Raw genomic sequence first — 23,495 nt, forward strand, 5'->3', positions numbered from 1 at the left:
CGTGACCGCCCGGAACGACGACGACCGGCGCGACGCCGACTACGACGGCGTGGACGCGCTGATGGCAGCGCTCACCGACGACCCGCTGCCGGAGGGGGCCCGGCGGGACGCGTCCTTCATGGCGGCCCACCGAGCGGCGACCGCGGACGTGACACTGCTGCGGGAACAGCTGCTGCTGATCGGCGAGACGCTCGCGCGCGACACCGGGACGGAGGCCGGGGCAGCCGGTACCGAGCCGGAGGCCAGCGCGCGGACCGGGGAGGAGGCCGGGGATCCGGCGGGTCGGGCCACGGCTGTGGGGTCGGCGGTTGGCGTCGAGCCGGAGGTTGGGACGCGGATTCGGGGTGAGGCCGGGGGCGCGGTGGAGCGGGCCACGGCTGTGGGGTCGGCGGTTGGCGTCGAGCCGGAGGTTGGGACGCGGGTTCGGGGTGAGGCCGGGGGCGCGGTGGAGCGGGCCACGGCTGTGGGGTCGGCGGTTGGCGTCGAGCCGGAGGTTGGGACGCGGGTCCGGGGGGAGGCCGGGGATCCGGAGGGTCGGGCGCCCGCCATTGGGCCGGCGGCGGCTACGCGCGCTGCCGGATCGGGAGCGGCCGCCGGTCCGGCGGTGAGTGGCCTCGAGCCGGAGACTGCCGGGCAGGAGGCGGGAGCCGGGGCGGGTGTGGTTGCGCTGGCCGGGCGGCGCGGGCGTCGGCGGGCCCTGGGCGTGGCTCTGCGGGGAGTCGCCGCGGCCGTGGCCGCCGGCGTCGTGGTGGGCATGGGCTGGCTCGTCGTGCAGGGGAATCACGGGTCGGCGGACGACGCGGCGGGCAGCACGGCCGCCGACTCCGCGGCCGGTCCGGCGCGGGGCGAGGCGAGCGCCAAGCTCGGTCACGCCGGTTATCTGGCCTGCGCCCGGCTCGTGGCCGAGGGCACCGTCGCCGAGGTCGAACGGGTGCCCGGCACCGGCCAGGACCGCGTCACCCTGGACGTGGACCGCTCCTACAAGCCCGCCAAGGGCCAGGACCGGGTCGTTTTCCCCATGGACGAGGACGCCGTACCCCGGCCGCGGCCAGGCGACCGCGTTCTCGTCGGGATCACGCGCGGGCAGGCCCAGCCGGACCTGTGGAGAGTCGGGGAGAAGGCGATCGCCCCCGAGCGGGCCTGGATCACCGCCGCCCTGCCCGGGTCGGCGACCCTCCCCTGCGAGTGAGCGGAGGAACCGAAAGAACAAGGGCGGGCGCCCTGCCGGACGCCCGCCCCCAGATGCCGTCGAACCGCTACGGCAGAACCTTCTCGATCTTCACACTGCCCACGCCCGCGGCCGTACCGCGCGCGTTGACCAGCTGGACCTCGCCGAAGAACACACGCCCCTCGGGCGCGGCCGCCGCGGCGGTGACGCTGCCCGAGACCGTCGCCGAGTCACCCGTGCCGAGCTTCACCGGCGCCGAGCCGTCGACGGTGACGCTGCCGAGGGAGGGAGCGAAGAACACGTCCTGGTAGTCGTACTCGGTCGTGCCGGCCGGCACCGAGTAGCCGACGACCTGGACGGTGTACTTACCGGCGGCCGGCGAGGGCACGGAGACCGACTCCTCCGAGTCGCCGTCCGCGGAGCTGCCGACCTGCTTGCCGGCGGCGTCGTAGACGGCGAGGTCCAGGTCCGCGGCCGCGTCCGAGACACCGCCGATGGCGACGTCCAGCGACTTCGCGCCCGCGGGCACCTCGACCGTCGTGGTCTGCGTCTCGCCCTGCTTGATCGACGGCCGGGTCGTCTTGGACGAGCCGAGCGAACCGCCCACCAGCTTGCCGTCGATCGCGGCGAAGCCGTTCGTCACCTTCCAGGAGGCGGCGGCCGGGGTGCCGACCTTCACCTCGGGCACGGTCACGGTCTCCGGCTCGAAGGCCGCGCCGAGCACGGCGACGTCCAGCTTGTACGGGTTGTCGAGCAGCGGCGACGTACGGCGCGACTCGACCTCGATCTCCCACACGCCGGGCTGCGGGTTCGCGTAGGAACGCAGGTCCGGGCGGCAGGTGTTGGCCGGGTTCGAGTAGTTCGGGTAGCAGTTGACCGTCGACGTCGGGTCGGACGGCACACCGTACGGGTGGATGGCGATGAACCGGGTCTGGCTCTTGTCCTTCAGCCCGCCCAGCGCGACCTCGAGCGTCTTCGCGCCCTCGGGCACGGTGACGTAGTAGTGCCGCGAGCTGTTGCGCTGCACCGAACCGGACGCGGAGAACGTGTACTTCAGCGGCGCCGCGACCACGACCGTGGTCAGGACCTGCCGGTCGATGCCCTCGGTCTTCGGGTCGTCGACCTCCAGGATCGCGCTCTTGATGCCCGCGGACTTCGGCGCGGCCTGGACCTTGACGGTGACCGGCTTGTTCAGCGGCAGCTTCACCTCGTCGGAGCCGACGATCCGGAACGTGCCGCCCGCGTTGTTCTCGAAGTGCAGCTCGTGCCGGACCGCCTTGTCGGCGCCGGACGTACGCGTGACGGTGATCTCGTACGTCTTCTTCTTGCCGGCCTTCAGACCGCCCTCACGGTCGTACAGGCCCGTGCCGTAGCCGGGCGTCTTGAGCTTGTCGTCCATCGCGGTGTCGACCGGCGCCTTCACGGTGTACGCGTGGGAGCTCGCGCCGTCACGGATCGAGTCCCAGGCGTCCTCGATGTTCATCAGGCCCGCGCCCTCCTCGTACGCCTGCACACCCTTGATGTGGTCGGCGGTCGAGGTGAGGGCCGTGCGCAGCGTCGCCGGCTTGAGCTCGATCTTCTTCTGCTTCGCGGCCGACAGCAGCAGCGCGGCGGCACCGGCGGCCTGCGGGGAGGCCATCGAGGTGCCCTGGAGCATGCCGTAGCCGGCCGGCAGGGAGTAGCCCGACTCGGCGACCGGGGCACCCGGCAGCCACGTCTGGATCGTGTTGATCGCGGCACCCGGGGCGACCAGGGTCGGGGTGAAACCGCCGTCCTCACGCGGGCCGCGCGAGGAGAACGGCATCAGCGCGTACTTCTTCTCCACGACCGAGCCGTAGTTGGCGGCCCAGGTCTCCTTGGAGACGGACGCGCCGACCGAGATCACCTTGTCGGCCAGGGCCGGGTCGCCGATGGTGTTGGTGCCGGGGCCGGAGTTGCCCGCGGAGATCACCAGCTGGACGCCGTAGGTGTCGATGAGGCGCGTGTACAGCTCGGCGCGCGCGTTGTTGCCGTCGTTCAGCGCGGGCAGGCCGCCGATGGACATGTTGACGATGTCGACGCCGCGCTTGGTGACGAGGTCGATCATGCCCTCGGTGAGCGCGACGTTGGTGCAGCCGCCGGACCAGGTGCAGGCGCGGGAGGAGACCAGCTTGGCGCCCGGGGCGGCGCCGTCCATCTTGCCGCCGAACAGGCCGTTCGCGGCGGTGATGCCGGCGACGTGCGTGCCGTGCTCGGACTCGATGACGCCGATGTTGACGAAGTCGGCCTTCGCGCCGGCGCCGTTGTAGACGACGTCCTTGCGGATCTCGACGACGAACGGCTGCCGCTCGGCGATGTCGGTCTTCGGGTCGTCGGTGCCGAAGTACCCGATCTGGTAGCCGTCCTTGTACGGCTTCATCGCGGTGTCGTCGGCGAAGTCGAAGTTGTTGTTCAGGTCGACGCGGACCGTACCGGCGGCCGGGTCGTACAGCACGCCCCAGGAGTCCGTGGTGTCGCCGTCGCGGTTGGCGTCACCCGCGGCGTCACCGCCGGTGGTGTACGACTCCTTGAAGGTGCTCACCCGGTACGCGCCCGAAGGCGCCTTCCAGGTCCTGCCGTCGTGCGTGAACGTGGGGCCCGCGACGGAGGCGTCCATCCGGCGCCAGGTGTTGTCGTTGTCGACGACCGGGTCCGTCGCCGTCACCCAGTCGACGATCTTCCGCTCGCCGGTGGTGGTCTTCTGCAGCGCCGGGTGGCCCAGGTCGACGCCGGAGTCCAGGATGCCGATGGTGATGCCGCGGCCGTCCGCCTTCGGGTGGTCCTCGACGAAGTCGACCGCGCCCGTCTCGAAGGACGGGTTGTACGGGTTCTCCGCGGGAGTCTTCTTCCCCGGCGCCGGGTACGTCCCCGCGGCGGGCTTGGCGCCCTTGGCGGCGTCCGCGGCCGGCGTCGGGTCGTCCAGCGGGATCTCCTCGCGCAGGTCGATGCCGTGCACGGAGGACAGCTTGACGGCGGCGGCGATGGCCGAGTCCGCCCGGGACGTCGGGACGGTGGCCCGGACGTAGCCCAGCTTGTCGTCGGCCCGGCCCACCGAGCCGCCCTTGACCGCGTCCAGCTGCCCGGCGACCTGCTCGGTCTGCCCGGGCGCGGTGGCGACCATCATCGTGACGGTCTTGTCGCCGTCCGCCTTCGCCTCGGCGAGCAGGTCCGCGTCGCCCGAACCGAGCTTGTCGTGCGCCGACTTGACGTCGGTGTCGGCCGGTACGGACGCGCCCGGACCGTCTGCGGAGAAGGCCAGGGGGACCGGCCCGGCCGCGGAGAGCGCGGCGACGAGGCCGGCGGCCACGGCGACGCGCGCCACACGTCTCCGGGACGATATCGGGTCACGCTCGGGGGTGTTGGTCATCGGCATCCCTTGTAGGTAAAGGAACGAGCGGGAGCGACCGGGAACCGATCGGCCCTGGTCGCGACCGTCCGGATCGCAGGCCCGGACGATCGCACAGCTTTACGCAAGGGGACGTTCTTTGGGGAGGGTTGACCGAAACGAAATGGATGTATGGGGAAAACCCGCGATGCGTTTTGCGGGCATGAGTCCCGAAGGCGGCGAAATCGGTTAACGTCCCGGAGTGCGACAGAAGTTGAGGGTGGCGGCCTACGCCATATGCGTCCGTGACGGACAGATCCTGCTCGCCCGCTCCCCGGCCCCCGACGGCACCCCCGAGTGGGTCGTGCCCGGCGGCGGCATGGAGCACGGCGAGGACCCCTACGACACCGTGCGGCGGGAGGTCGAGGAGGAGACCGGGTACCGCATCGAGGTCACCGGACTGCTCGGCGTGGACTCCTCCCACCGCGTCTTCCGCGGAGGCCTCGGACGCGCCGTCGACCATCACGCCGTCCGCTTCGTCTACGAGGGCCGGATCACCGGCGGCGAACTGCGCTACGAGGTGGGCGGCTCCACCGACTTCGCCGCCTGGCACGACCTGGACGCGGTGCCCGGCCTCGTCCGGGTGGGGATGGTCGACATCGCCCTGCGCCTGTGGCGGGAACGGCCGCCCACCGGACGGCTCTCCGATGTGCTGGAGGACGCCGAATAGGGCCTGTCTTCCAGCTGAACGGGGCCTGTGCCCTATATGCAGTACCCAGGAAGATGAACACGGCGTGACCGGCTCCCGGCCGTTCCCGGAGCGGCCGACGACGCGCAAGGTGGTCGAAGATCCACGTACGGTGATCGGCGCTGCGCGTTGCCGCCCCGTTTACGCGCAGGTCATTCCCGGTGCCAACGATCCAGTACGAGCGGGAAGTTCGCGTGCCGAGCTTCCCGCGACCACTGCCGACGCGTTCGCACTCGGGGAGAGAAGCGCATGTCGCGCACACGCTCAGTCGCCGGCTCCGGCCAGGGCATCCACCGTCGTTCCGTCCTCGCCGCCACCGGAGCGGTCGCCCTGTCCGGGGGCGTCGGCTACGCCCTGCGGCCCAGCGACAGCCAGGCCGCCACCGCCGGCGAGACCACCGAGGCCGTCGCCGCATCCTCCCGCCGGGCACCGGCCGCGCCGCTGGCCCCCTACACCAAGGGCACGACCGTGGCGTCCGTGGCCACTCCGCGCGGCTCGGGCTACCGGCGCCTCGGCGACGGACCCGGCTGGCAGCGGGTCGTGCGCTCCGACCTGGCCGCGCCCAAGTCCGGCCGCGCCGGGCGCCGTACCGCGCTCGCGGCGTTCGTGCAGCTCACCGACCTGCACATCATCGACGCCCAGCACCCGCTGCGCCTGGAGTACCTGCGCTCGGCCGACATCCACGCCTGGCGGCCGCACGAGGCGCTGACCGTGCAGGGCGCGATCGCGCTCGTGGAACGGATCAACGCGCTCCGCGGCGCCCCCGTCACCGGCACCCCGCTGCACTTCGCCATGACCACCGGCGACAACACGGACAACAACGCCAAGTCCGAGCTGGAGTGGTTCATGAAGATCATGAGCGGTGGGCGCATCACCCCCAACTCCGGGGACCCGCGTCGGTACGAGGGCGTCCAGAACAGCGGCCTCAAGCAGTACTGGCAGCCGGAGGCCCCGGTCCGCGACAGTGACAAGCAGGCCGGCTTCCCGCACCTCGACGGCTTCCTCAAGGCCGCCATCCGCGAGGTCCGCAGCCCCGGCCTCAATCTGCCCTGGTACTCCACCGTCGGCAACCACGACTCCCTGCCGATGGGCTGCTACGCCTCGCACGGCGACTCCTACCTCACCGAACTCGCAGTCGGCGGCAAGAAGCTGATGGACGTGTCCGCGGCCGAGGCGCAGCGGCTGCAGACCCTCATCAAGAAGGCCCGGGACCCCGAAGGCGTCCGCTACGAGGACTTCCTGAAGTCCCACGCCCGCGCCATGCGTTCGGTCACCCCCGACGAGAGCCGCGCACCCTTCACCCCGGCCGAGTACCTCCGGGCACACCTGGACCCGGCCTACCGCGGCCTCGGCCCGGCCGGACACGGCTACTCCTCCGCCAACCTCGACGCGGGCACCCAGTACTACGCCTTCCGCATCTCCGACGACGTCATCGGCATCAGCCTGGACACCACCGACGCGGGCGGCCACTACGAGGGCTCACTCGGCACGGCCCAGCTGAAGTGGCTCGACCGGACGCTGCGGGAGAACAAGGACTCCCACGCGGTGATCTTCAGCCATCACACCAGCAAGACGATGACGAACACACGCATCGATCCGGCCCGCCCCCAGGAGCGGCGCCACAACGGTCAGGAGGTCCTCGCCCTCCTCGGCGGTCACCGCAACGTGCTCGCCTGGGTGAACGGCCACATCCACAAGAACGTCATCACCCCGCACGCGATGTCCTCCGGCGGCTCCTTCTGGGAGATCTCCACGGCCTCCCACGTCGACTATCCCCAGCTCGCCCGCATCATCGAGCTGACCGACAACAAGGACGGCACGGTCTCCCTGTTCACCACGCTGGTGGAGTCCTCGGCCCCGCACCGCACGGACTTCTCCGACCTCTCCCAGACCGGCCTCGCCGCCCTCTACCGCGAGCTGTCCCTCAACGCCCCCGGCGCGAGCGCGACCCTCGGCGGCGACCCGGCGGACCGCAACACCGAGCTGGTTCTGAAAAAGGGCTGAATCCCGCCCAACCCGCCCGGGCCGGTCAACTCCGGCCCGCCGGCTCGCGGTCCCACCCCCCGACACCGCTCGACATGACGGGGGTACGGGACATGAACAGACGCGCACGCACGATCCTGACGGCGGCGACGGCCGTGGCGCTGTCGGCGGCCCTGGCGGGCCCCGCGGTCGCGGCCCTGCCCGCAGGCCACCACGACGCAACCCGGCAGGCGGTGCGTGCCGCCATCGCCGACGGCGTCCCGGGCGTGACCGTGAGAGTGCGCCAGGGGCACGGCACCTGGGCGGCCACGGCCGGGGTCGGCGACCTCAAGACGGGCCAGCCGCGTTCGACGCGGGACCACTACCGCGTCGCCAGCATCTCCAAGACGTTCGTCGCCACCGTCGTCCTGCAACTGGAGGCGGAGGGGCGGCTGTCGCTGGACGACACGGTGGACAAGTGGCTGCCGGGCGTCGTCCGGGGCCACGGACACGACGGCCGCGGGATCACCCTCCGCCAGCTCCTGAACCACACCAGCGGCATCTACGACTACCTGGCGGACACCGGTTTCCAGCGGACGTACATGACCGCGGACGGCTTCATGAAGCACCGGTTCGACGAGGCGGACCCGGAGGAGCTGCTCGCCTTCGCCCTGGCGAACGAGCCGTACTTCGCGCCGGGCAGTTCGTTCAGGTACTCCAACACGAACTACCTCCTGGCCGCGCGGGTGATCGAGAAGGCCACGGGCAACGACGACTACGGCGACGAGATCGACCGGCGCATCATCGCCCCGCTGCACCTGACCTCCACGTCCGTCCCCACCACCCGGGTCACCCTGCCCCGGCCCGGCAGCCGCGCCTACTCCAAACTGGCCCGGACGGACACCGGCCCGACGTACGACGTCACGGAACTGAACGCGCGTCTGGCCTACGGCTCGGGCCAGATGGTCTCCAGCTCCGCCGACCTGAACCGCTTCTACTCGGCGCTGCTCCGCGGCAGGCTGCTCCCGCCCGAGCAGCTGAAGGAGATGAAGACCACGGTCCCCTCCAGCCGGGAGACCAGCCGCTACGGCCTGGGGCTCGTCGACCGCGAGCTCGGCTGCGGCGTCCACGTCTGGGGCCACGACGGCGGCATCTTCGGTTCGAACTCGGACGCCGTGACGACGGAGGACGGCCGGCACTCCCTGGCCGTCAACTTCAATGGCGACTGGTCGGGCAGTACCGACGCGGTCATCGAGGCGGAGTTCTGCGGCACGTAGGACGGTGCCGTCCGTCCGTTCGGTCCGCTTGGTGAGAGGCCCGCTCATCATGCGAGAAGCACAGTCGGCCCGACGCCCGCGTCCCCGGAAGCGACAGCAGGGTCGAGGGCGGCTTCACGGCCCTGCCCCGCTGGGCGAAGGAGCCGGTGCCCGGCACCGGGGAGCACGTCAGGAGCGTCCCCGGCGACGTGACGGCGGCCCTGCTGGCGTGCCGCTCACCGCGATCCTCCTCGCGGCACACGCGAAGGTGCTCGCTCTGCTCTCCGGCGATCAGGACGTGCGCAGCGGCTGCCTGCTCCCGGGCACCGCGACAGATCATGATCAGTCACCGCCGGAGTGCGAGGAGGGGCCGCCGGCGACTCCGGCGGCCCCTCCGCTCTCCTCCTGGTCCTGCCCCCGGTCCGTCACTACCGGGGCAGCACCACGACATACGCGGCCGGTTCGCGGTCGGCCGAGGCCATCAGGGCCGTGCGGACCACCGTCGCCTGCTGTTCCGGAGAGTCGCGGAGCTTCCTCGGCGTGATGCGGACGACCGTGATGCCGAGGCGCTCCAGGTGCTCGCCCTTGCGGGCGTACTCGGACCACAGGACGTCGTCGTCCTGCCGGGGCGCGCGAGTGTCCAGCTCGACCGCGACCGCATGGTCGGGCCAGTACGCGTCGAGGCCGCCGAGGTAGGGGCCGCCGGGCAGGCGCAGGTCGACGTTCCAGGCCGGGTCGGGCAGCCCGTACTCGCGGACCATCCGGTAAAGGCGGTCCTCCGCGATCGCCCGGCCCTCGGCCAGCAGGGAGTCCACCGCGTCCACCACGTGCGGGCGGCTGAGCAGCCGTGCCTGGTTCAGCTCCCGCACCACCGCCGCCGGCTCGCAATAAGCGCCGCGCACCGCCTCCGTCATCAGCCGGCGCACGGTGCCGGCGTCCCGGAGGTCGGCCACCGCGTCGGCCAGCGCGCGGGCGACCGGGGCCACCGGCAGGCCCGTGACCTGCTCGGGGGCGGGCAGCGCGGCGCCGCGGACGATGCGTGCACAGCCCGTCGAGCGCACTCGGCGCAGCCGCGGGACCAGCACGTCGATCGCGTCCAGGGACGGCAGCGGGGGAGTGGAGGAGAAGCCGTGCAGCGTCAGGGCGGCCAGGCCGGTGATCATCGCCTCCGGGCAGGCGGAGGCGCGACCCCGGCCCGCACCGGGCTGGGCGGGGACGCCCGTGCCGCGCTCCCGCGCCGCGTACATCAGCACCGCGTGCAGCCGCTCCTCGCTGGTCGGCGGGCCCGGGTGGAGCAGGACGACGCCCGGGAGGAGCTGCTGCCAGGGTCCGCCGGGGCGGCACTGCTCGTTCGTCGCGGACGTCGTCACGCCGTGCGAGCGGAGCTGAGCGACCGTCATCACACGGAGCCGGCCGCGGCCGGACAGGTCGTGCAGAGGGCGCGGGGAGAGCGGTGTGTTGTGGGTCATGACCGGCAATTTCCCGCGCTCCGGCCGCTCTTTAACCGCTGTTACAGGCCCGTCGACAAATACGGACAACCCAGCGTTAAAGGACGGGTGTTCGGATGCCGAAAGCCCCTGGTCCGTTCGGGTGCGGGCCAGGGGTTACGGTTCGCGGGGCACGCATCTCGTAACGATGGCGGAACGCCCCGATCTCAGGCCAAAGCTACTGGCCAGAGGCCTGGTCGCACTCCTGCGCGCGCAGCGCCCGCGCCAAGTCGTCCCGGGCCTCCAGCACCAGTCGGCGCAGGGCCGGGGCCGCCTCCCGGTGGTCCTCCAGCCACGCGTCCGTGGCGGCGAGGGTCTCCGGGGACTGCTGCAGCGAGGGGAACATGCCCTGCACCACGTGCATCCCGATCTGGATGGACCGCTCGGCCCACACCCGCTCGATCGCCGCGAAGTACTTCCGCGCGTACGGCGCGAGCAACTCCCGCTGCGAGCCCTGGGAGAAGCCCGCGATGGTCGCCTCGACCATGGCGTTGGACAGCGTGTCCGACTCCACGACCTGCGCCCACGCCTGCGCCTTGACCGCCGCCGACGGACGGGCGGCCAGACAGCGCACCTGGTGGCGCTTGCCGGAGGCCGTGTCGTCCCGGGCCAGTTCCTCGGCCAGCGCCTTCTCGTCCACCACCCCGTGCGCGGCCAGCGGCTCCAGGAACACCCACCGCAGCTCCTGGTCCAGGTCGAGGCCCTCGACCGACGCCGTGCCCGCCAGCAGGTCGCCCAGCAGCTCGAAGTCCGCCTCGGCGGTGGCCGTCCGGGCAAAGAAACGCGCCCACGCCAGCTGGTGCTCGCTGCCGGCCTCGGCCGCGTACAGCTCGCGCCGCGCGCCCTCGGCGAGGAGGCGGGCGGTCGTCTCCCGCCGGGCGGGCGCCGCGTAGTGCGTGACCGCCGACTCGGCCCACGCGTGCAGCATCTGCACCACGCCGATCTCGGACTCGCCTCCCGCGAACCGCAGCACCAGGTCCACGAAGTCCCCCGCCGGGAGCAGCGCGTCGCGCGTCATGTTCCACAGCGCCGACCAGCACAGGGCACCCGCCAGCGGGTCGGTCACCGACCCCAGGTGCTCGCGCAGCGTCGCCAGCGAGGTCTCGTCGAAGCGGATCTTGCAGTACGTCAGGTCGTCGTCGTTGACCAGGACCAGGTCGGGCGCCTCGGTGCCGGACAGCCCCGCCACGACCGTGCGCGGACCGTCGACGTCCACCTCGGCGCGCGCGTACCGCTCGACCGCCCCGCCGTCCGTCGCCCGGTACAGGCCCACCGCCACCCGGTGCGGGCGCAGTTCCGGATGCGACTCGGCCGCCTCCTGCACCACCGCGAGCTCCTCCACGCGGCCCTGCGGGTTGAGCAGCAGCTGCGGGGTCAGCGCGTTCACCCCGGCCGTCTGGAGCCAGGACCGCGCCCAGGCGCTCATGTCCCGGCCGCTGGTCTCCTCCAGCACCGACAGCAGGTCCCCGAGGCGCGTGTTGCCGTACGCGTGGCGCTTGAAGTAGCGCCGGGCGCCCTCCAGGAACGCGTCCTGGCCGACGTACGCCACCAGCTGCTTCAGCACCGACGCGCCCTTGGCGTACGTGATGCCGTCGAAGTTCAGCTTGGCGTCCTGCAGGTCGCGGATGTCCGCCGTGATCGGGTGCGTGGAGGGCAGCTGGTCGGCCCGGTAGGCCCACGACTTGCGGCGGTTGGCGAAGGTGACCCAGCCGTTGACGAAGCGGGTCGCGCCGACCAGCGAGAACGCGCCCATGAAGTCCGCGAACGACTCCTTCAGCCACAGGTCGTCCCACCACTCCATGGTGACCAGGTCGCCGAACCACATGTGCGCCATCTCGTGCAGGACGACGTTGGCCCGGCCCTCGTAGGACGCCTGCGTCACCTTGCCCCGGAAGATGTACTCCTCCCGGAACGTCACCAGACCCGGGTTCTCCATCGCGCCGAGGTTGTACTCGGGCACGAACGCCTGGTCGTACTTCCCGAACGGGTACGGGTAGTCGAAGTGGTCGTGGAAGAAGTCCAGGCCCTGCTTGGTGACCAGGAAGACGTCGTCGGCGTCGAAGTAGGGCGCGAGACCCTTGCGGCACAGGGCGCCCAGGGGGATCTCCAGCGTCGTGCCGTCGGCGAACGTACGGGAGTAGCTGTCCGTCACGTAGTGGTAGGGGCCCGCCACCACACACGTGATGTACGTCGAGATCGGCTTGGTCTCGGCGAACCGCCACACGCCGTCGGCCTGTTCGCCCACGCCGTTGCTCCACACCGTCCAGCCCTGCGGCGCCCGCACCTCGAAGCGGAACGGGGCCTTGAGGTCGGGCTGCTCGAAGTTCGCGAAGACGCGGCGGGAGTCGGCCGGCTCGTACTGCGTGTACAGGTACACCTCGCCGTCCTCGGGGTCGACGAAGCGGTGCAGGCCCTCGCCGGTGCGGGAGTAGGCGCACTGCGCGTCGACGACCAGCTCGTTGTCGGCGGCCAGGTCCTCCAGCGTGATCCGCGAGCCGTCGAAGACCTCACCGGGGTCCAGATCCCGGCCGTTGAGTGAGACGGCCGTCACACTCGGGGCGATCAGATCGGCGAAGCTGCTCGCACCGGGCTCGTTGCAGCGGAACCGGACGGTCGTCACGGACCGGAACGTGCGGGGCCCGTCGGTGTCGTCCGAACCGACCGCGGACCGCAGGTCGAGGGACACCTCGTACCCGTCGACGCCGATCAGGGCTGCCCGCTCCCGGGCCTCGTCGCGGGACAGATTCTCACCGGGCACGGGCGGAACTCCTCAAGCGTCGTCGGATACGGCTGAACAGCGACGATCCTGCCACGTACCCCTGACACGAGGCACCCGGGAATGACCGGGACGAGCTTCGACGTTGCCGGAGAAACGGCTTCCTCATGAGGAGAGACATGTCGGACAAGACTCCCGTCGACTTCTGGTTCGACCCGCTGTGCCCCTGGGCGTGGATGACCTCCCGGTGGGTTCTCGAGGTGGAGAAGGTCAGGGACATCCAGGTCCGCTGGCATGTCATGAGCCTCGCCGTGCTCAACGAGGACAAGCTCGACCAGCTGCCCGAGGAGTACCGCGACCTGCTCGAGACGAAGGCGTGGGGCCCTGTCCGGATCGTCATAGCGGCACAGCAGGAGCACGGCGCCGAGGTGCTGGGCGACCTCTACACCGCGCTCGGCACCCGCATCCACAACCAGGGCGAGGGCCCCGGCAAGGAGACGGTCGCCGCCGCACTGAAGGACGTCGGCCTGCCCGAGTCCCTCATGGAGCACTGGGACGGCACCCGGTACGAGCCCGAGCTGCGCGCCTCCCACAAGGAGGGCATCGACAAGGTCGGCCAGGAGGTCGGCACCCCGGTCATCGCCGTGCCCGGCGCGGACGGCGAGCAGCTCGCCTTCTTCGGCCCGGTCGTCACCCCGGCCCCCAAGGGCGAGGAGGCCGCCCGCCTCTGGGACGGCACCCTCGCCGTGGCCTCGGTGCCGGGCTTCTACGAGATCAAGCGCACGCGCACGAAGGGTCCGGACTTCTCCAACCTGTAGGCGTCACCCGGCGGGTGCGGCCTCCTCCCTGAACCGCTCGGGGAGGAGGCCGCCGCCGTCGGTGTGCAGATACGGCTGGTACCAGAGACAGCCCTTCACGGTGCACCGCCAGAGGTTGTCCACGTAGTGGCGCGGATCCTTCTTCTCCTCACGGACCGCCGCCCGCTCCTCCTCGTTGAGCTTCCGGAAGTCCTGCATGGTGCCGCAGGTCCGGCACGCCCTGCGAATCATCAGCCCCTCCTCGCCATCACCGCCAAGTCCGGGAAGTCGGTTACGACCGCATCGACCCCCATGCGGTAGTACAGCGCGTATTCCGCGAACGCGTCCCCGAAATCGCTGCTTCCGGTGCCGCGCCGGAACTCCGCCGGCAGGAACTGGTTCTCCGCCCGGAAGGTGTACGGCCCCACGCGCAGGCCTGCCGCGTGCGCGTCCGCGAGGAGCGACGTGCCGACGAGCGACGACTTGTCCGGCCCGATCCAGTCCGCGTACCGCGCGATGTCCGCCAGCCCGTCCGGGGTCATCATGTACCGGTAGGTCGTCGTGGGCAGGTCGTACGGCCCGCCCGTCGTCCCCAGCGCCTGCCACAGCGGCACACCCAGGCCCGTCATGCGCCGCAGGCTCGTCGGCTCGAAGGACTGCACGACGCACTCGCGCGGTCCGAGCCGGGCCCGGCGGATCGCGGCGGCCAGTTTTGGTTCCAGCGGCAGGCCGATGGACCGGAAGTACGTCGGGTGCTTGGTCTCCGGGAAGACGGCGATCGTCCGGCCGTGCGCCCTCGACAGCTTCCGCGCCAGAGCGACGACCTCCTGGAAGGTCATGACCTCCTCGCGCCCGTCGAAGACCGTGTTGCGGTTGCGGACCTGCGGCAGCCGCTCCACCGCCCGCAGCGTCTTCAGCTCGGCGAGAGTGAAGTCCTCCGTGAACCATCCGGTCACGGACCGGCCGTCGACCGTCTTCGTCGTGCGCCGGCCGGCGAACTCCGGCCGGCGGGCCACGTCGGTGGTCTGGGAGATCTCGTTCTCGTGCCGGACCACCAGCACATGGTCTTTCGTCGGCACCAGGTCCGGTTCGATCCAGTCGGCGCCCGTCTGCACCGCGTACGTGTACGAAACGGCCGTGTGCTCGGGGCGCCAGCCGGCCGCGCCGCGGTGGCCGATGACCACCGGGCCGCTCCCGCGGGGTGCGGCCGCCGCCGGGGTGGCCGTGGCGGCTGTGGCTGTTCCCGCCGCCGCCGCGAGCAGCAGAGATCTCCGTCCGAGCCGCATACGACTCCCTTTCCCGGTAGGTGGATTCATGTGCGCGCCCGGGCCCGTGCCTGCGCGAGCCGGACCAGGTGCTCCTCGTAGCCCTTGCTGTAGGACGCGGCCCGTGCCGGGTCCGGCTCGACGACCTCCGTCGGCCGGGTCCACCCCGGCGCGTCCAGCGGGACCCCGTACCGCTCGGCCGCCGCGAGGACCGCGCCCCGCGCGCCCACCTCGCCCTCGACGACCCGCAGCGGCCGGCCGAGCACATCGGCGAGCAGCCGCATCCAGGCGGGGCTGCGGGTGCCGCCGCCGCAGACGGCCAGATTCCCGTCGAGGCCCGCCGCCTCCAGGCAGTGCCGGGCCGCGTAACCAATGCCCTCGCAGGTGGCGCGGACCAGGTCGCCCCGGGTCGACTCCAGGGAGATACCGGTGAGTTCGGCACGCAGCCGGGGCTCGACGAAGGGGGCCCGTTCCCCGGAGGGCGCGAAGTACGGCAGCACGCGGACGCCGTTCGCGCCCGGCGGGGTCTGCGCCAGCAGCCTGTCCACCTCGTCGTGCCGCACGCCCGTCGTCGACAGCACCCAGTCCAGGGCCGCCGTGCCGACCATCGCGGGCATGGCACGCAGCCAGTACCCGGGCCGGTCGGTGGAGATGTACAGGCCCGCCGGTTCGCCCGTCAGGTCCAGCTCGGTCGTGGCGACCAGGCTGGCCAGACACGTCCCGACGATCAGCAGACCGTCCCCCGGGGCCGTCACCCCGGCGCCCAGCGCACAGGCCGGCAGATCGTACGGGCCGTTCGCGATCCGGGTGCCGGACGGCAGGCCCTCGCCCCGCGCCTCGGCCGTGGCGACCGGGTCGCTGACGGGGGCCAGCAGCCGCCGCCGGTGCGTGAGCCCCAGCAGCTCCACGACCCGGTTGTCGTACGTCCGGGTGCGCGGGTCCAGGAACGGCATCGACGCGTCCGACACATCCGTGGCCGGGCCCGACCCCGTCAGCCGCTGGAACACCATGTCCTTGCAGTACACGGCGGCCTTCGCGGCATCCAGCGCCTTCGGTTCGTTGCTGTCCAGCCACGCCAGCAGCGGCCCCGGGCAGCCCGGGAACATCGCGCTCCCCGTCCGCCGGAACACCGTCTCGAACGTGCCGTCGGCCAGCCACCGGTCGACCAGTTCGTGTGCCCGCCCGTCCATCCAGGAGGCCGCCGGCCGCACGGGCCGCCCCTCCCCGTCGACCAGCCACACCCCGTCGCCCTGCCCGGTGAGCCCGGCCAGCTCGACCGGCCCCGGGACCTGTCCGGTGAGCTCGTCGAGCACGGCGACGACCGCCCCGTACACCTCGTCCATGTCCTGCTCGACGAACCCGCCGTGCAGTCTCAGGTCCACCGGGCGGGACGACACGGCCAGTTCCCGGCCCGTGTCGTCGAAGGCCGCCGCCTTGACCATGGACGTGCCCACATCGATACCGACGTACATGCGGCTCCCCTCAAGGGTCCTCTCAAGGTCCTCAGGTCAGGCAGTGCGCGAGCGGCTCGCCCCGCACCCAGCGGCCCACCTCTTCCGCGGCGATCCGCGCCGCCTTCTCCGCCACCGCGCGCGACGCACCACCGAGATGCGGGGTGAGCACGACGCGGTCGCCCAGCCCCAGAAGCCGAGACTCCGGCGGCAGCGGCTCCCGCTCGTACGTGTCGAGCGCCGCCGCCGAGACCTGCCCGCTCTCCAGCGCGTCGCACAGCGCGCCCTCGTCCAGCAGCGGCCCCCGGGCCACGTTCACCACCACCGCGCCGGACGGCAGCAGCCCCAGCTCCCGGGCACCGATCAGCCCCCGGGTCTCCGGGGTGAGCCGGGCGTGCAGGGTGATCACCTGGGAGCGGCGCAGGAGTTCGTCCAGCGAGGTCACGCGCAGTCCGTGGATCTCGCCGTGCACATACGGGTCGTACACCATCACCCGCGCCCCGAACGCGCACAGCACGCGGGCCACCCTGCTGCCGACGGCCCCGTACCCGACGAGCCCGACGGGCAGGTCCTCCAGCTCCAGACCGCTCTGCTCGTAGGTGTAGTACGTCGCGCCCTCCCAACTGCCCTGCCGGGACAGCGGGTCGTGGGCCTGGGGGATGCGGCGCAGCGCGGCCAGCATCATGCCGACGGTGAACTCGGCGGTGGCGGCGGCGTTGCGGCCCGGCGCGAAGCACACCCGCACGTCACGCCGCTTCGCCGCGTCCAGGTTGACGTTGACCGGCCCGCCCCGGCAGACCACGACCAGCCTCAGGTCCGGGCAGGCGGCGAGCACCTTCTCGGTGACCGGCCCCATCTGCGTGACCAGCACCTGCGCCCCGGCCAGCGCCTCGATCATCTCGTCCTCGGCGTCACTGGCCTCCTGCACCTCGGCGACCGGCCCGAACGGCTCCAGCGGCCAGCCGAGCCTCAGTTCCGTCACCCGGGCCCGCTCCACCTCGTGCTCTACCGCCCGCGTGATCAGCGACGGCAGGACGAAGTGGTCACCGGCGGCCACCACACGCACGCTGTTTCCGGCAGTCATCGCAGAGCCTCTCCTGTCTCGGCGTCGAAGACATGGGTGTGCCGGAGGTCGGCGGCGACCCGGACCCGCTCGTCGTGGGCGAGCCGCACCTCGGGGTCGGTGAGGACGACCAGGTGCCGTTCGACCCCGTCGAGGGCGAGGGTCGCCAGGCCCGACTCCAGCAGGGGTTCATGGGCGACGACCCGGGCGGGCAGGCCCTCTTCGGCGGTGAGCCGGACGTCCTCCGGGCGGATCCCGACCACCACCTCCCGGCCCTCCTCCACCGGCACGGGCAGCGCGATCCGCACCGAGTCGGAGAGGCGGGCGTGGCCGTCGCCGTCGGCGATACCGGGCAGCAGAGTGATCGCGGGCTCGCCGACGAAGTCCGCCACGAACACGTTGGCCGGGCTGTCGTAGACCTCGTAGGGGGTGCCGAGCTGCTGGATGACGCCGTCCTTCATCACGGCGATCCGGTCGGCGAGGGAGAGGGCCTCCTCCTGGTCGTGGGTGACCAGGATCGTGGTGTGGCCCAGGTCCTTCTGGATGCGCTTGAGTTCGCGGCGGGTGGTGTCCCGCTGGGCCGCGTCCAGGTGGGAGAGGGGCTCGTCGAGCAGCAGCACGTCCGGTTCGCGGATCAGCGCCCGGGCCAGGGAGACGCGCTGCTTCTGGCCGCTGGACAGGCCGGCCGGGCGGGCGTCGAGGAGGCCGGTCAGACCGACCCGCTCGGCGATCTCCCTCACCTTGCGGTCGACGTCCCCACGAGCCTTACGGCCCCGGGCCCTCAGGCCGAACGCCAGGTTCTCCGCGACCGACAGTGGCGGATACAGCGCGTAGTTCTCGAACGCGACCCCGATGTTGCGCTGCTGCGCGGGCCGTTCGACCACCGACGCCCCGCCGACCAGGATGTCCCCGCCGGTGACCGGCTCCAGGCCGGCGATCATCCGCAGCGTCGTCGACTTGCCGCAGCCCGACGGGCCGAGCAGCCCCAGCAGTTCCCCGGAACGCAGTGCGAGGTCCAGGCCGCGCACCGCGTCCACGCCCGGACGACCCCGGGCCCGGTAGGTCTTGCGCAGGTCACGTAGCTCCAGCTCGGTCATCGCTGCCCTTCGTCGCACAGACCTCGTAACGGACCTTGTGCTCGTCCAGGTCCCGCAGCGCCTCCGCCGACGCCCCGTCGTCCACCAGGAGCAGGTCGAAACGGGACAGCGGGACGACCCGGTGCAGGGCGACCCGGCCGAGCTTGGTGTGGTCGATCAGCAGGACGTTCCGTGCCGCCGCGTCGAGCATCGCCCGCTTCACGGACACGATGTGCTGCTCCTGGTGGTAGGCGTAACCCCGGTGCACGGCCGACGTCGACGCGAAGCACACGTCCACCCGCAGCTGTTCGACCGCCTCCACGCAGGACACCCCGAGGAACGAGGAGTGCAGCGGGTCGTAGTCGCCGCCGAGCGCCATCAGGTGGATGCCGCGCTGGTCGGCGAGCAGGTTGATCGCTTCCAGGAAGTTGGTGACGACCGTCAGCGGTGTGACCTCGCCCGTGCGCAGGCGCCGGGCTATCTCCAGGGTGGAGGTGGAGTCGTCCAGCAGGATCGCCATGCCGGGCTCCACCATCCGCAGCGCGTGCTCGGCGACGGCTGCCTTCTCGGCCCGCATGGTCTTCAGCCGGTACTGCACGTTCGACTCGAAGACCCCCGACGGCTGCGCGGTCACCCCGCCCCGGAACTTGCGCACGATGCCCTGCCGTTCGAGCTCGTCGAGGTCCCGGTGGATGGTCATCAGGCTCACCCCGAACCGCTCGGCGAGCTCCGCCGCCGTCGCCGTTCCGTCGGCCAGCACCTGCTCGGCCATGGCGGCCTGCCGCGCCGCGGGCCCCTGCTGTCCACCACTGCTGCTGCTCATCGCTGTGTCTCTATCCGTTGTCCCGGTCGCTCCGGCCGGTCGGCCTCGAACAGCAGCAGGTTCTCAGGCCGGACCGCGAGCCGTACCGGATCGTCCGGACGAAGGCGTGCCGCGTCCGCCCGGGGCGCCACCAGCGACACCCGCTGGTCCCCGGTCCCGAGCCGGACGGTGACCTCGACGGACCGGCCGAGGACCTCGGTGACGTACACGGTGCCGGTCAGCCCGTGGCCCTCGCCGTGCAGGGCGATGTCCCGGGGACGCAGGCCGACGAGGACGTCCGTGCCCGGCGCGGCCTGCGCCCGGACGGGCAGCTCCACCCCGCCGTCCGACCGCACGCCGCTCTCCGTCACCACCCCCGGCAGCAGATTGATCCGGGGCCGCCCGAAGGCCCGCGCGACCTCCGTATCGTACGGCCGGTACCAGATCTCCTCCCGCGTGCCCGTCTGCACGATCCGCCCCTGCCGGATCACCCCGATCCGGTCGCCGAGCGCCAGTGCCTCGACCGAGTCGTGGGTGACGTACAGGGTGGTGGTGTGCTGCACGGCCCCGATCGCCTTCAGTTCGGCCCGCATCTGCTGGCGCAGCTTGGCGTCGAGGTGGGAGAGCGGCTCGTCGAGGAGGAAGGCCCGGGCGGGGCGCACCAGCACCCGGCCGAGGGCGACACGCTGCCGCTGCCCGTTGGACAACTGGCCCACCGGCCGGTCCAGCAGCCCCGAGATCCCGAGCAGTTCGGCGATCGCGCCGATCCGCTGCCGGGCCTCGGCGGCGGGCAGCCGGTGCCGGGGCGAACGCAGGGGGGAGGCCAGGTTGTCGTAGGCCGAGCGGTGCGGGTAGAGGGCGTAGCTCTCGAAGCACATCGCCACACCCCGGTCGTACGGCTCCACACCCCGCATGTCCTCGCCGTCGAGCACGACCGTGCCGGAGTCGGGCTGTTCCAGCCCGGCGACGGTCTTCAACGTCGTGGTCTTCCCCGCGCCCGACGGGCCCAGCAGGCAGAAGAACTCGCCCTCCCGCACCTCCAGTTCCAGCCCGTCGAGCGCGACGGTCTTCCCGTACGCCTTCCGTATCCCGCTCAGCCTGATCAAGACTTCACCGCCCCGAACGACAGTCCCCGCACCAGATACCGCTGGATCGTCAGCGCCAGCAGCAGCGGCGGTACGACGGACACCAGCGCGGCCGCGGCCGTGAGGTTGTACTTGGGCCGGTCGCCGCCGAGGAAGGACAGCGCGCCCACGGTCACCGTCTGGGCCTCGTTGGAGGTGAGGATCAGCGGGAAGACGAAGTTGTTCCAGGCGAAGATGAAGGCGAGCAGCGACACGGCCGCGATACCGGGTTTGACCAGGGGCAGGGCGACCTTGAAGAACGCCTGCTTGCGGGTGTAGCCGTCCAGCAGCGCCGCCTGCTCCAGCTCGGGCGTGAGGTCGGCGAAGTACGACCGCATGATCCAGACGATCAGCGGCAGGGTGACCAGTTGCAGCACCCACACCATGCCGACGTACGTGTCGAACAGCCCGAGCTTCTGGTACAGCACGAACAGCGGGATGATCACGGTCAGTTCGGGCGCGAAGCGGAACGACAGCAGCGTGAACATCAGGTTCTCCGAGCCCTTGAACCGCCACCGCGCCGAGGCGTACGCCGCGGGCAGCCCGACCACCAGCGACAGCACCACCGCGCCGACCGACACCACCAGGCTGTTGACGAAGAACCGCACGAACGGGATGCCCTCGCTGTCGCCGAGGACGGTCCGGTAGCCGTCGAGGGTGGGGGAGAAGGAGAAGTAGGTGGAGAAGAGCTGGTCCGCCGGCTTCAGTGACAGGATCACCATCCAGGCGATCGGGAACAGCGCGAAGACGAAGTAGAGGACGAGCGCGGCGTCCGCGAGCCATCCCAGCACACGCTTCTTCACTCAGGTCACCTCCGCGGCCCGGCGCTGGATCTTCCCCAGGTGCTTCACCAGCACCATGGCGGCCAGGTACACCACGGCCCACAGCACGATGGTGTAGCTGATCCCGAACGAGTAGCGCTGGAAGCGGATGGCTTCCAGATACGCCCGGATCTGGAGGACGACGGTCGAGTCACCGGGCCCGCCCTCGGTGAGGGCGTAGATGATGTCGAACACCTTCAGCGAGTCCATGAACCGGAAGATCACCGCCACCAGCACGTACGGCCACAGCATCGGCAGCGTCAGCCGGCGGAACGTGTACCACCACCCCGCGCCGTCCACGGCCGCCGCCTCGAACGGGGAGGTGGGCAGCGACCGCAGACCGGCGAGGGCGAGGATCGCCACGAACGGCGTGTAGACCCACACGTCCACGGCGATCGACGACAGCAGGGCGCCCGTCGGGGTGTCGGTCCACTGCACCCCGCCCAGACCGAAGGGCCTCAGCAGGTAGTTGACCACTCCCACCGAGGGCTGGAGCATCAGCTTCCAGATGATCGCCGCGATCACCGGGGCGATCATCAGCGGCAGGATGAGGATCTTCTCCAGGATCCGGCCGAGGAGGCTGGACCGGTGCAGCAGCAGGGCGACGGCCACCCCGAGCACGGTCTCGACGGCGGCGGCCCCGACCGCGTACAGCACCGTCACCCAGGCCGAGTTCCAGAACGCCTCCTGGGTGAAGACGGTCGTGTAGTTCTCGAACCGCACCATGTCCGGCCGCGGTTTGCTCGCCGAGAAGTCGAACAGCGTGTAGTACAGGCCGAGCCCGAACGGGTAGAGGATCCCGCAGGTCAGCAGCAGCGCGGGCACGATCAGGAGGTACGGACGCAGCGCGAGCCGCATGGCTAACGCACCTTGTCGGCGAGGTCGTCCGCCAGCCCGTCCAGGACGGACTTCGCGTCCTCGCCGCCGTAGATCTCCTGCAGGGCGGCGGCCCAGCTGGTCGTCGCGTCGAAGAACTGCGCCTGCGGGGTGAACTGGATCCTCGTCTGGTCGACGACCGTCTCGAAGGTCTCCAGGAAGCCCGGCAGATGCCGCATCTTGTCCTTGTACGCGGCGTCGTCGGCGACCGACTTGCGCACCGGGTCGATGTGGTTGTGCGTGATCGCGCTCTTGCGCAGGTGCTCCTTGCCGGTCGCCCACTGCAGGAACAGCCAACTGGCGCTCTTCTTCTTGCTCTTGGCGTTCATGCCGAGCGACCAGATCCACATGTTGGTGGCCAGGGAGCCGTCGGGCCCCTTCGGGCCGGGGTGGAAGGCGATCTTCCCGGAGGCCGGGCTGGCACCCTTCACGGCCTGGAAGTAGGCGGCCGTGTCGGCGTCGAACAGCATCCCGGCCTTCCTGGCGCCCAGATCGCTGGAGCACTGGTACCAGGTGTACGACGTCCAGGACGGCGGCCCGCCCCGCTTGACCATGCCGGCCCAGTCCTCGGTGAAGGCGACGGCGTCGGAGCTGTTCATGGCGGGGGTGAGCTTCCCGCCGTCGACCGTGAAGTCCTTCAGCCCGTTGCGGGCGTACATCGTCATGAAGCCGGGGTGGATGGTGGCCCAGCTCCTGGACCCGCGTACGGCGATCCCGTACATCCCGTCGAAGCCCGCGCCCGGCGCCCGCTGCTTGATGGTGCCGGCGAGTTCGGTCAGCTCCTCGAAGGTCTCGGCCGGCTTCAGGCCCAGCTTCCCGAACACCTCCGTGTTGTAGGCGACGACGTTCGTCTCCCAGCCCCACGGCAGCGCGTACTGCCCGCCCTGACCCAGCGGCGCGCCCGCCTTCAGCGACCACTGGTCGGCCTGGAGGAGGTTCGGGAAGAAGTCCGCCTGGTCCCACTCGGCGCCCGTCGCCGAGGAGTTGCGCATCCAGGGCCCGAGGTCCTCCAGCCAGTTCGGCGGACCGTACTGCCACACCATGTACGCGCCGAGCATGAACACGTCGTAGGAGGCACGCCCGCTGGACAGGTCCACGGTGAGCTTGTCGAAGTAGTTGTCCTCCGGGAAGACGTCGTACTCGACCTTGATGCCGGTCTTCGCGGTGAAGGACTTCAGGTCGGCGATGAGGGCGTCCGTGTACGGGTGCTTGTTGAGCAGCGCCTTGACGGTGGTGCCCTGCTCCCGCTTCCAGTCGAAGGAGCCGGTGACGTCGTCCGCGGCGGACCCGTCGCTCTTGCTGTCGTCGCCGCCGAAGCCGGCGCCGCAGGCGGTGAGCAGCGGGGCCGCGGCAGCCCCGGCGGCGAGCGCGAGGAAGCGCCGCCGGTCGTGCGCGTGCGTGTCCATCCGTACCTCCACGTGGGGGCTGGGGCTGGTTAACACGTCGAGTCGACTCGTCAACAGAGGGTGGAACGGCTGAAGTTGGGCGTCAATCCCTCGCGCACGGGAAAATATCGGGGCACAGTGAGAAGTTCACAGAT

Annotated in this window: 18 protein-coding genes; 5 read left to right on the forward strand and 13 right to left on the reverse strand. The window is 71.3% G+C overall.

Features of this window, described 5'->3' with window-relative positions; all coding sequences use genetic code 11:
* Position 1: 1 nt before the first annotated feature.
* Positions 2 to 1,189, forward strand: coding sequence for a hypothetical protein (locus ACIBL4_RS11595; protein WP_399408791.1), 1,188 nt, complete (start codon positions 2 to 4; stop codon positions 1,187 to 1,189).
* A 67-nt stretch (positions 1,190 to 1,256) separates the two neighbouring features.
* On the opposite strand, the gene ACIBL4_RS11600 is transcribed toward ACIBL4_RS11595, so the two are convergent.
* A complete protein-coding gene (locus tag ACIBL4_RS11600; RefSeq protein ID WP_399408793.1) occupies positions 1,257 to 4,553 on the reverse strand; it encodes a S8 family serine peptidase in 3,297 nt (1,098 codons plus the stop codon).
* A gap of 220 nt (positions 4,554 to 4,773) precedes the next feature.
* On the opposite strand from ACIBL4_RS11600, the gene ACIBL4_RS11605 reads away from it, so the two are divergent.
* The 3 genes from ACIBL4_RS11605 (at position 4,774) to ACIBL4_RS11615 (ending at position 8,498) form a co-directional block, all read left to right on the forward strand.
* A complete protein-coding gene (locus ACIBL4_RS11605; protein ID WP_399408795.1) occupies positions 4,774 to 5,241 on the forward strand; it encodes an NUDIX hydrolase in 468 nt (155 codons plus the stop codon).
* A 267-nt stretch (positions 5,242 to 5,508) separates the two neighbouring features.
* Positions 5,509 to 7,263 (forward strand): TIGR03767 family metallophosphoesterase, encoded by a 1,755-nt coding sequence (locus ACIBL4_RS11610; protein ID WP_399408797.1) that lies wholly within the window; start codon positions 5,509 to 5,511, stop codon positions 7,261 to 7,263.
* A 92-nt stretch (positions 7,264 to 7,355) separates the two neighbouring features.
* Positions 7,356 to 8,498 carry a serine hydrolase domain-containing protein gene (locus ACIBL4_RS11615; protein WP_399408799.1) on the forward strand — a complete coding sequence of 381 codons (1,143 nt, stop codon included), beginning with the start codon at positions 7,356 to 7,358 and terminating at the stop codon, positions 8,496 to 8,498.
* 407 nt (positions 8,499 to 8,905) lie between these two features.
* Here ACIBL4_RS11615 and ACIBL4_RS11620 read toward each other — a convergent pair whose 3' ends face one another.
* Together ACIBL4_RS11620 and pepN are read right to left on the reverse strand one after the other, a co-directional pair.
* A complete protein-coding gene (locus tag ACIBL4_RS11620) occupies positions 8,906 to 9,946 on the reverse strand; it encodes a hypothetical protein (protein WP_399408801.1) in 1,041 nt (346 codons plus the stop codon).
* Between the two features lie 196 nt (positions 9,947 to 10,142).
* Positions 10,143 to 12,722 (reverse strand): aminopeptidase N, encoded by a 2,580-nt coding sequence (pepN, locus tag ACIBL4_RS11625; protein WP_399408802.1) that lies wholly within the window; start codon positions 12,720 to 12,722, stop codon positions 10,143 to 10,145.
* Between the two features lie 137 nt (positions 12,723 to 12,859).
* On the opposite strand from pepN, the gene ACIBL4_RS11630 reads away from it, so the two are divergent.
* A complete protein-coding gene (locus ACIBL4_RS11630) occupies positions 12,860 to 13,498 on the forward strand; it encodes a DsbA family protein (RefSeq protein ID WP_399408804.1) in 639 nt (212 codons plus the stop codon).
* Between the two features lie 3 nt (positions 13,499 to 13,501).
* Here ACIBL4_RS11630 and ACIBL4_RS11635 read toward each other — a convergent pair whose 3' ends face one another.
* Genes ACIBL4_RS11635 through ACIBL4_RS11680 form a run of 10 tightly spaced genes read right to left on the reverse strand, consistent with a single transcriptional unit; the run spans position 13,502 to position 23,361 of the window.
* A complete protein-coding gene (locus tag ACIBL4_RS11635) occupies positions 13,502 to 13,729 on the reverse strand; it encodes a hypothetical protein (RefSeq protein ID WP_399408806.1) in 228 nt (75 codons plus the stop codon).
* Positions 13,729 to 14,763 carry a glycerophosphodiester phosphodiesterase family protein gene (locus ACIBL4_RS11640; RefSeq protein WP_399408808.1) on the reverse strand — a complete coding sequence of 345 codons (1,035 nt, stop codon included), beginning with the start codon at positions 14,761 to 14,763 and terminating at the stop codon, positions 13,729 to 13,731. The genes ACIBL4_RS11635 and ACIBL4_RS11640 overlap by 1 nt, the downstream gene beginning before the upstream one ends.
* 26 nt (positions 14,764 to 14,789) lie before the next feature.
* Entirely contained in the window at positions 14,790 to 16,214 is a 1,425-nt protein-coding gene (locus ACIBL4_RS11645; protein ID WP_399408810.1) for an FGGY family carbohydrate kinase, read from the reverse strand.
* 31 nt (positions 16,215 to 16,245) lie between these two features.
* Positions 16,246 to 17,277 carry a 2-hydroxyacid dehydrogenase gene (locus tag ACIBL4_RS11650; RefSeq protein ID WP_399408812.1) on the reverse strand — a complete coding sequence of 344 codons (1,032 nt, stop codon included), beginning with the start codon at positions 17,275 to 17,277 and terminating at the stop codon, positions 16,246 to 16,248.
* Positions 17,274 to 18,353 carry an ABC transporter ATP-binding protein gene (locus tag ACIBL4_RS11655; protein WP_399408814.1) on the reverse strand — a complete coding sequence of 360 codons (1,080 nt, stop codon included), beginning with the start codon at positions 18,351 to 18,353 and terminating at the stop codon, positions 17,274 to 17,276. Before ACIBL4_RS11655 ends, ACIBL4_RS11650 begins: the two co-directional genes overlap by 4 nt.
* Positions 18,331 to 19,155, reverse strand: a complete 825-nt coding sequence (locus ACIBL4_RS11660; RefSeq protein ID WP_399408816.1) for a DeoR/GlpR family DNA-binding transcription regulator — start codon at positions 19,153 to 19,155, stop codon at positions 18,331 to 18,333. The genes ACIBL4_RS11655 and ACIBL4_RS11660 overlap by 23 nt, the downstream gene beginning before the upstream one ends.
* Entirely contained in the window at positions 19,152 to 20,240 is a 1,089-nt protein-coding gene (locus ACIBL4_RS11665) for an ABC transporter ATP-binding protein (RefSeq protein WP_399408818.1), read from the reverse strand. The genes ACIBL4_RS11660 and ACIBL4_RS11665 overlap by 4 nt, the downstream gene beginning before the upstream one ends.
* A complete protein-coding gene (locus tag ACIBL4_RS11670; RefSeq protein ID WP_086601815.1) occupies positions 20,237 to 21,061 on the reverse strand; it encodes a carbohydrate ABC transporter permease in 825 nt (274 codons plus the stop codon). The genes ACIBL4_RS11665 and ACIBL4_RS11670 overlap by 4 nt, the downstream gene beginning before the upstream one ends.
* The gene (locus ACIBL4_RS11675; RefSeq protein ID WP_399408820.1) at positions 21,062 to 21,937 is read right to left on the reverse strand and encodes a carbohydrate ABC transporter permease; all 876 of its coding nucleotides are present in this window, start codon (positions 21,935 to 21,937) and stop codon (positions 21,062 to 21,064) included.
* A gap of 2 nt (positions 21,938 to 21,939) precedes the next feature.
* Positions 21,940 to 23,361, reverse strand: a complete 1,422-nt coding sequence (locus ACIBL4_RS11680; RefSeq protein ID WP_399408822.1) for an extracellular solute-binding protein — start codon at positions 23,359 to 23,361, stop codon at positions 21,940 to 21,942.
* Positions 23,362 to 23,495: the final 134 nt, after the last annotated feature.

The organism is Streptomyces sp. NPDC050416 (assembly GCF_044458845.1).
Taxonomy (GTDB): domain Bacteria; phylum Actinomycetota; class Actinomycetes; order Streptomycetales; family Streptomycetaceae; genus Streptomyces.

Coding starts and splice junctions, on each gene's coding strand:
- ACIBL4_RS11600 (WP_399408793.1), bottom strand. CDS start 4,553: ATGACCAACACCCCCGAGCGTGACCCGATATCGTCCCGGAGACGTGTG.
- ACIBL4_RS11610 (WP_399408797.1), top strand. CDS start 5,509: ATGTCGCGCACACGCTCAGTCGCCGGCTCCGGCCAGGGCATCCACCGT.
- ACIBL4_RS11615 (WP_399408799.1), top strand. CDS start 7,356: ATGAACAGACGCGCACGCACGATCCTGACGGCGGCGACGGCCGTGGCG.
- ACIBL4_RS11620 (WP_399408801.1), bottom strand. CDS start 9,946: ATGACCCACAACACACCGCTCTCCCCGCGCCCTCTGCACGACCTGTCC.
- ACIBL4_RS11630 (WP_399408804.1), top strand. CDS start 12,860: ATGTCGGACAAGACTCCCGTCGACTTCTGGTTCGACCCGCTGTGCCCC.
- ACIBL4_RS11635 (WP_399408806.1), bottom strand. CDS start 13,729: ATGATTCGCAGGGCGTGCCGGACCTGCGGCACCATGCAGGACTTCCGG.
- ACIBL4_RS11640 (WP_399408808.1), bottom strand. CDS start 14,763: ATGCGGCTCGGACGGAGATCTCTGCTGCTCGCGGCGGCGGCGGGAACA.
- ACIBL4_RS11645 (WP_399408810.1), bottom strand. CDS start 16,214: ATGTACGTCGGTATCGATGTGGGCACGTCCATGGTCAAGGCGGCGGCC.
- ACIBL4_RS11650 (WP_399408812.1), bottom strand. CDS start 17,277: ATGACTGCCGGAAACAGCGTGCGTGTGGTGGCCGCCGGTGACCACTTC.
- ACIBL4_RS11655 (WP_399408814.1), bottom strand. CDS start 18,353: ATGACCGAGCTGGAGCTACGTGACCTGCGCAAGACCTACCGGGCCCGG.
- ACIBL4_RS11660 (WP_399408816.1), bottom strand. CDS start 19,155: ATGAGCAGCAGCAGTGGTGGACAGCAGGGGCCCGCGGCGCGGCAGGCC.
- ACIBL4_RS11675 (WP_399408820.1), bottom strand. CDS start 21,937: ATGCGGCTCGCGCTGCGTCCGTACCTCCTGATCGTGCCCGCGCTGCTG.
- ACIBL4_RS11680 (WP_399408822.1), bottom strand. CDS start 23,361: ATGGACACGCACGCGCACGACCGGCGGCGCTTCCTCGCGCTCGCCGCC.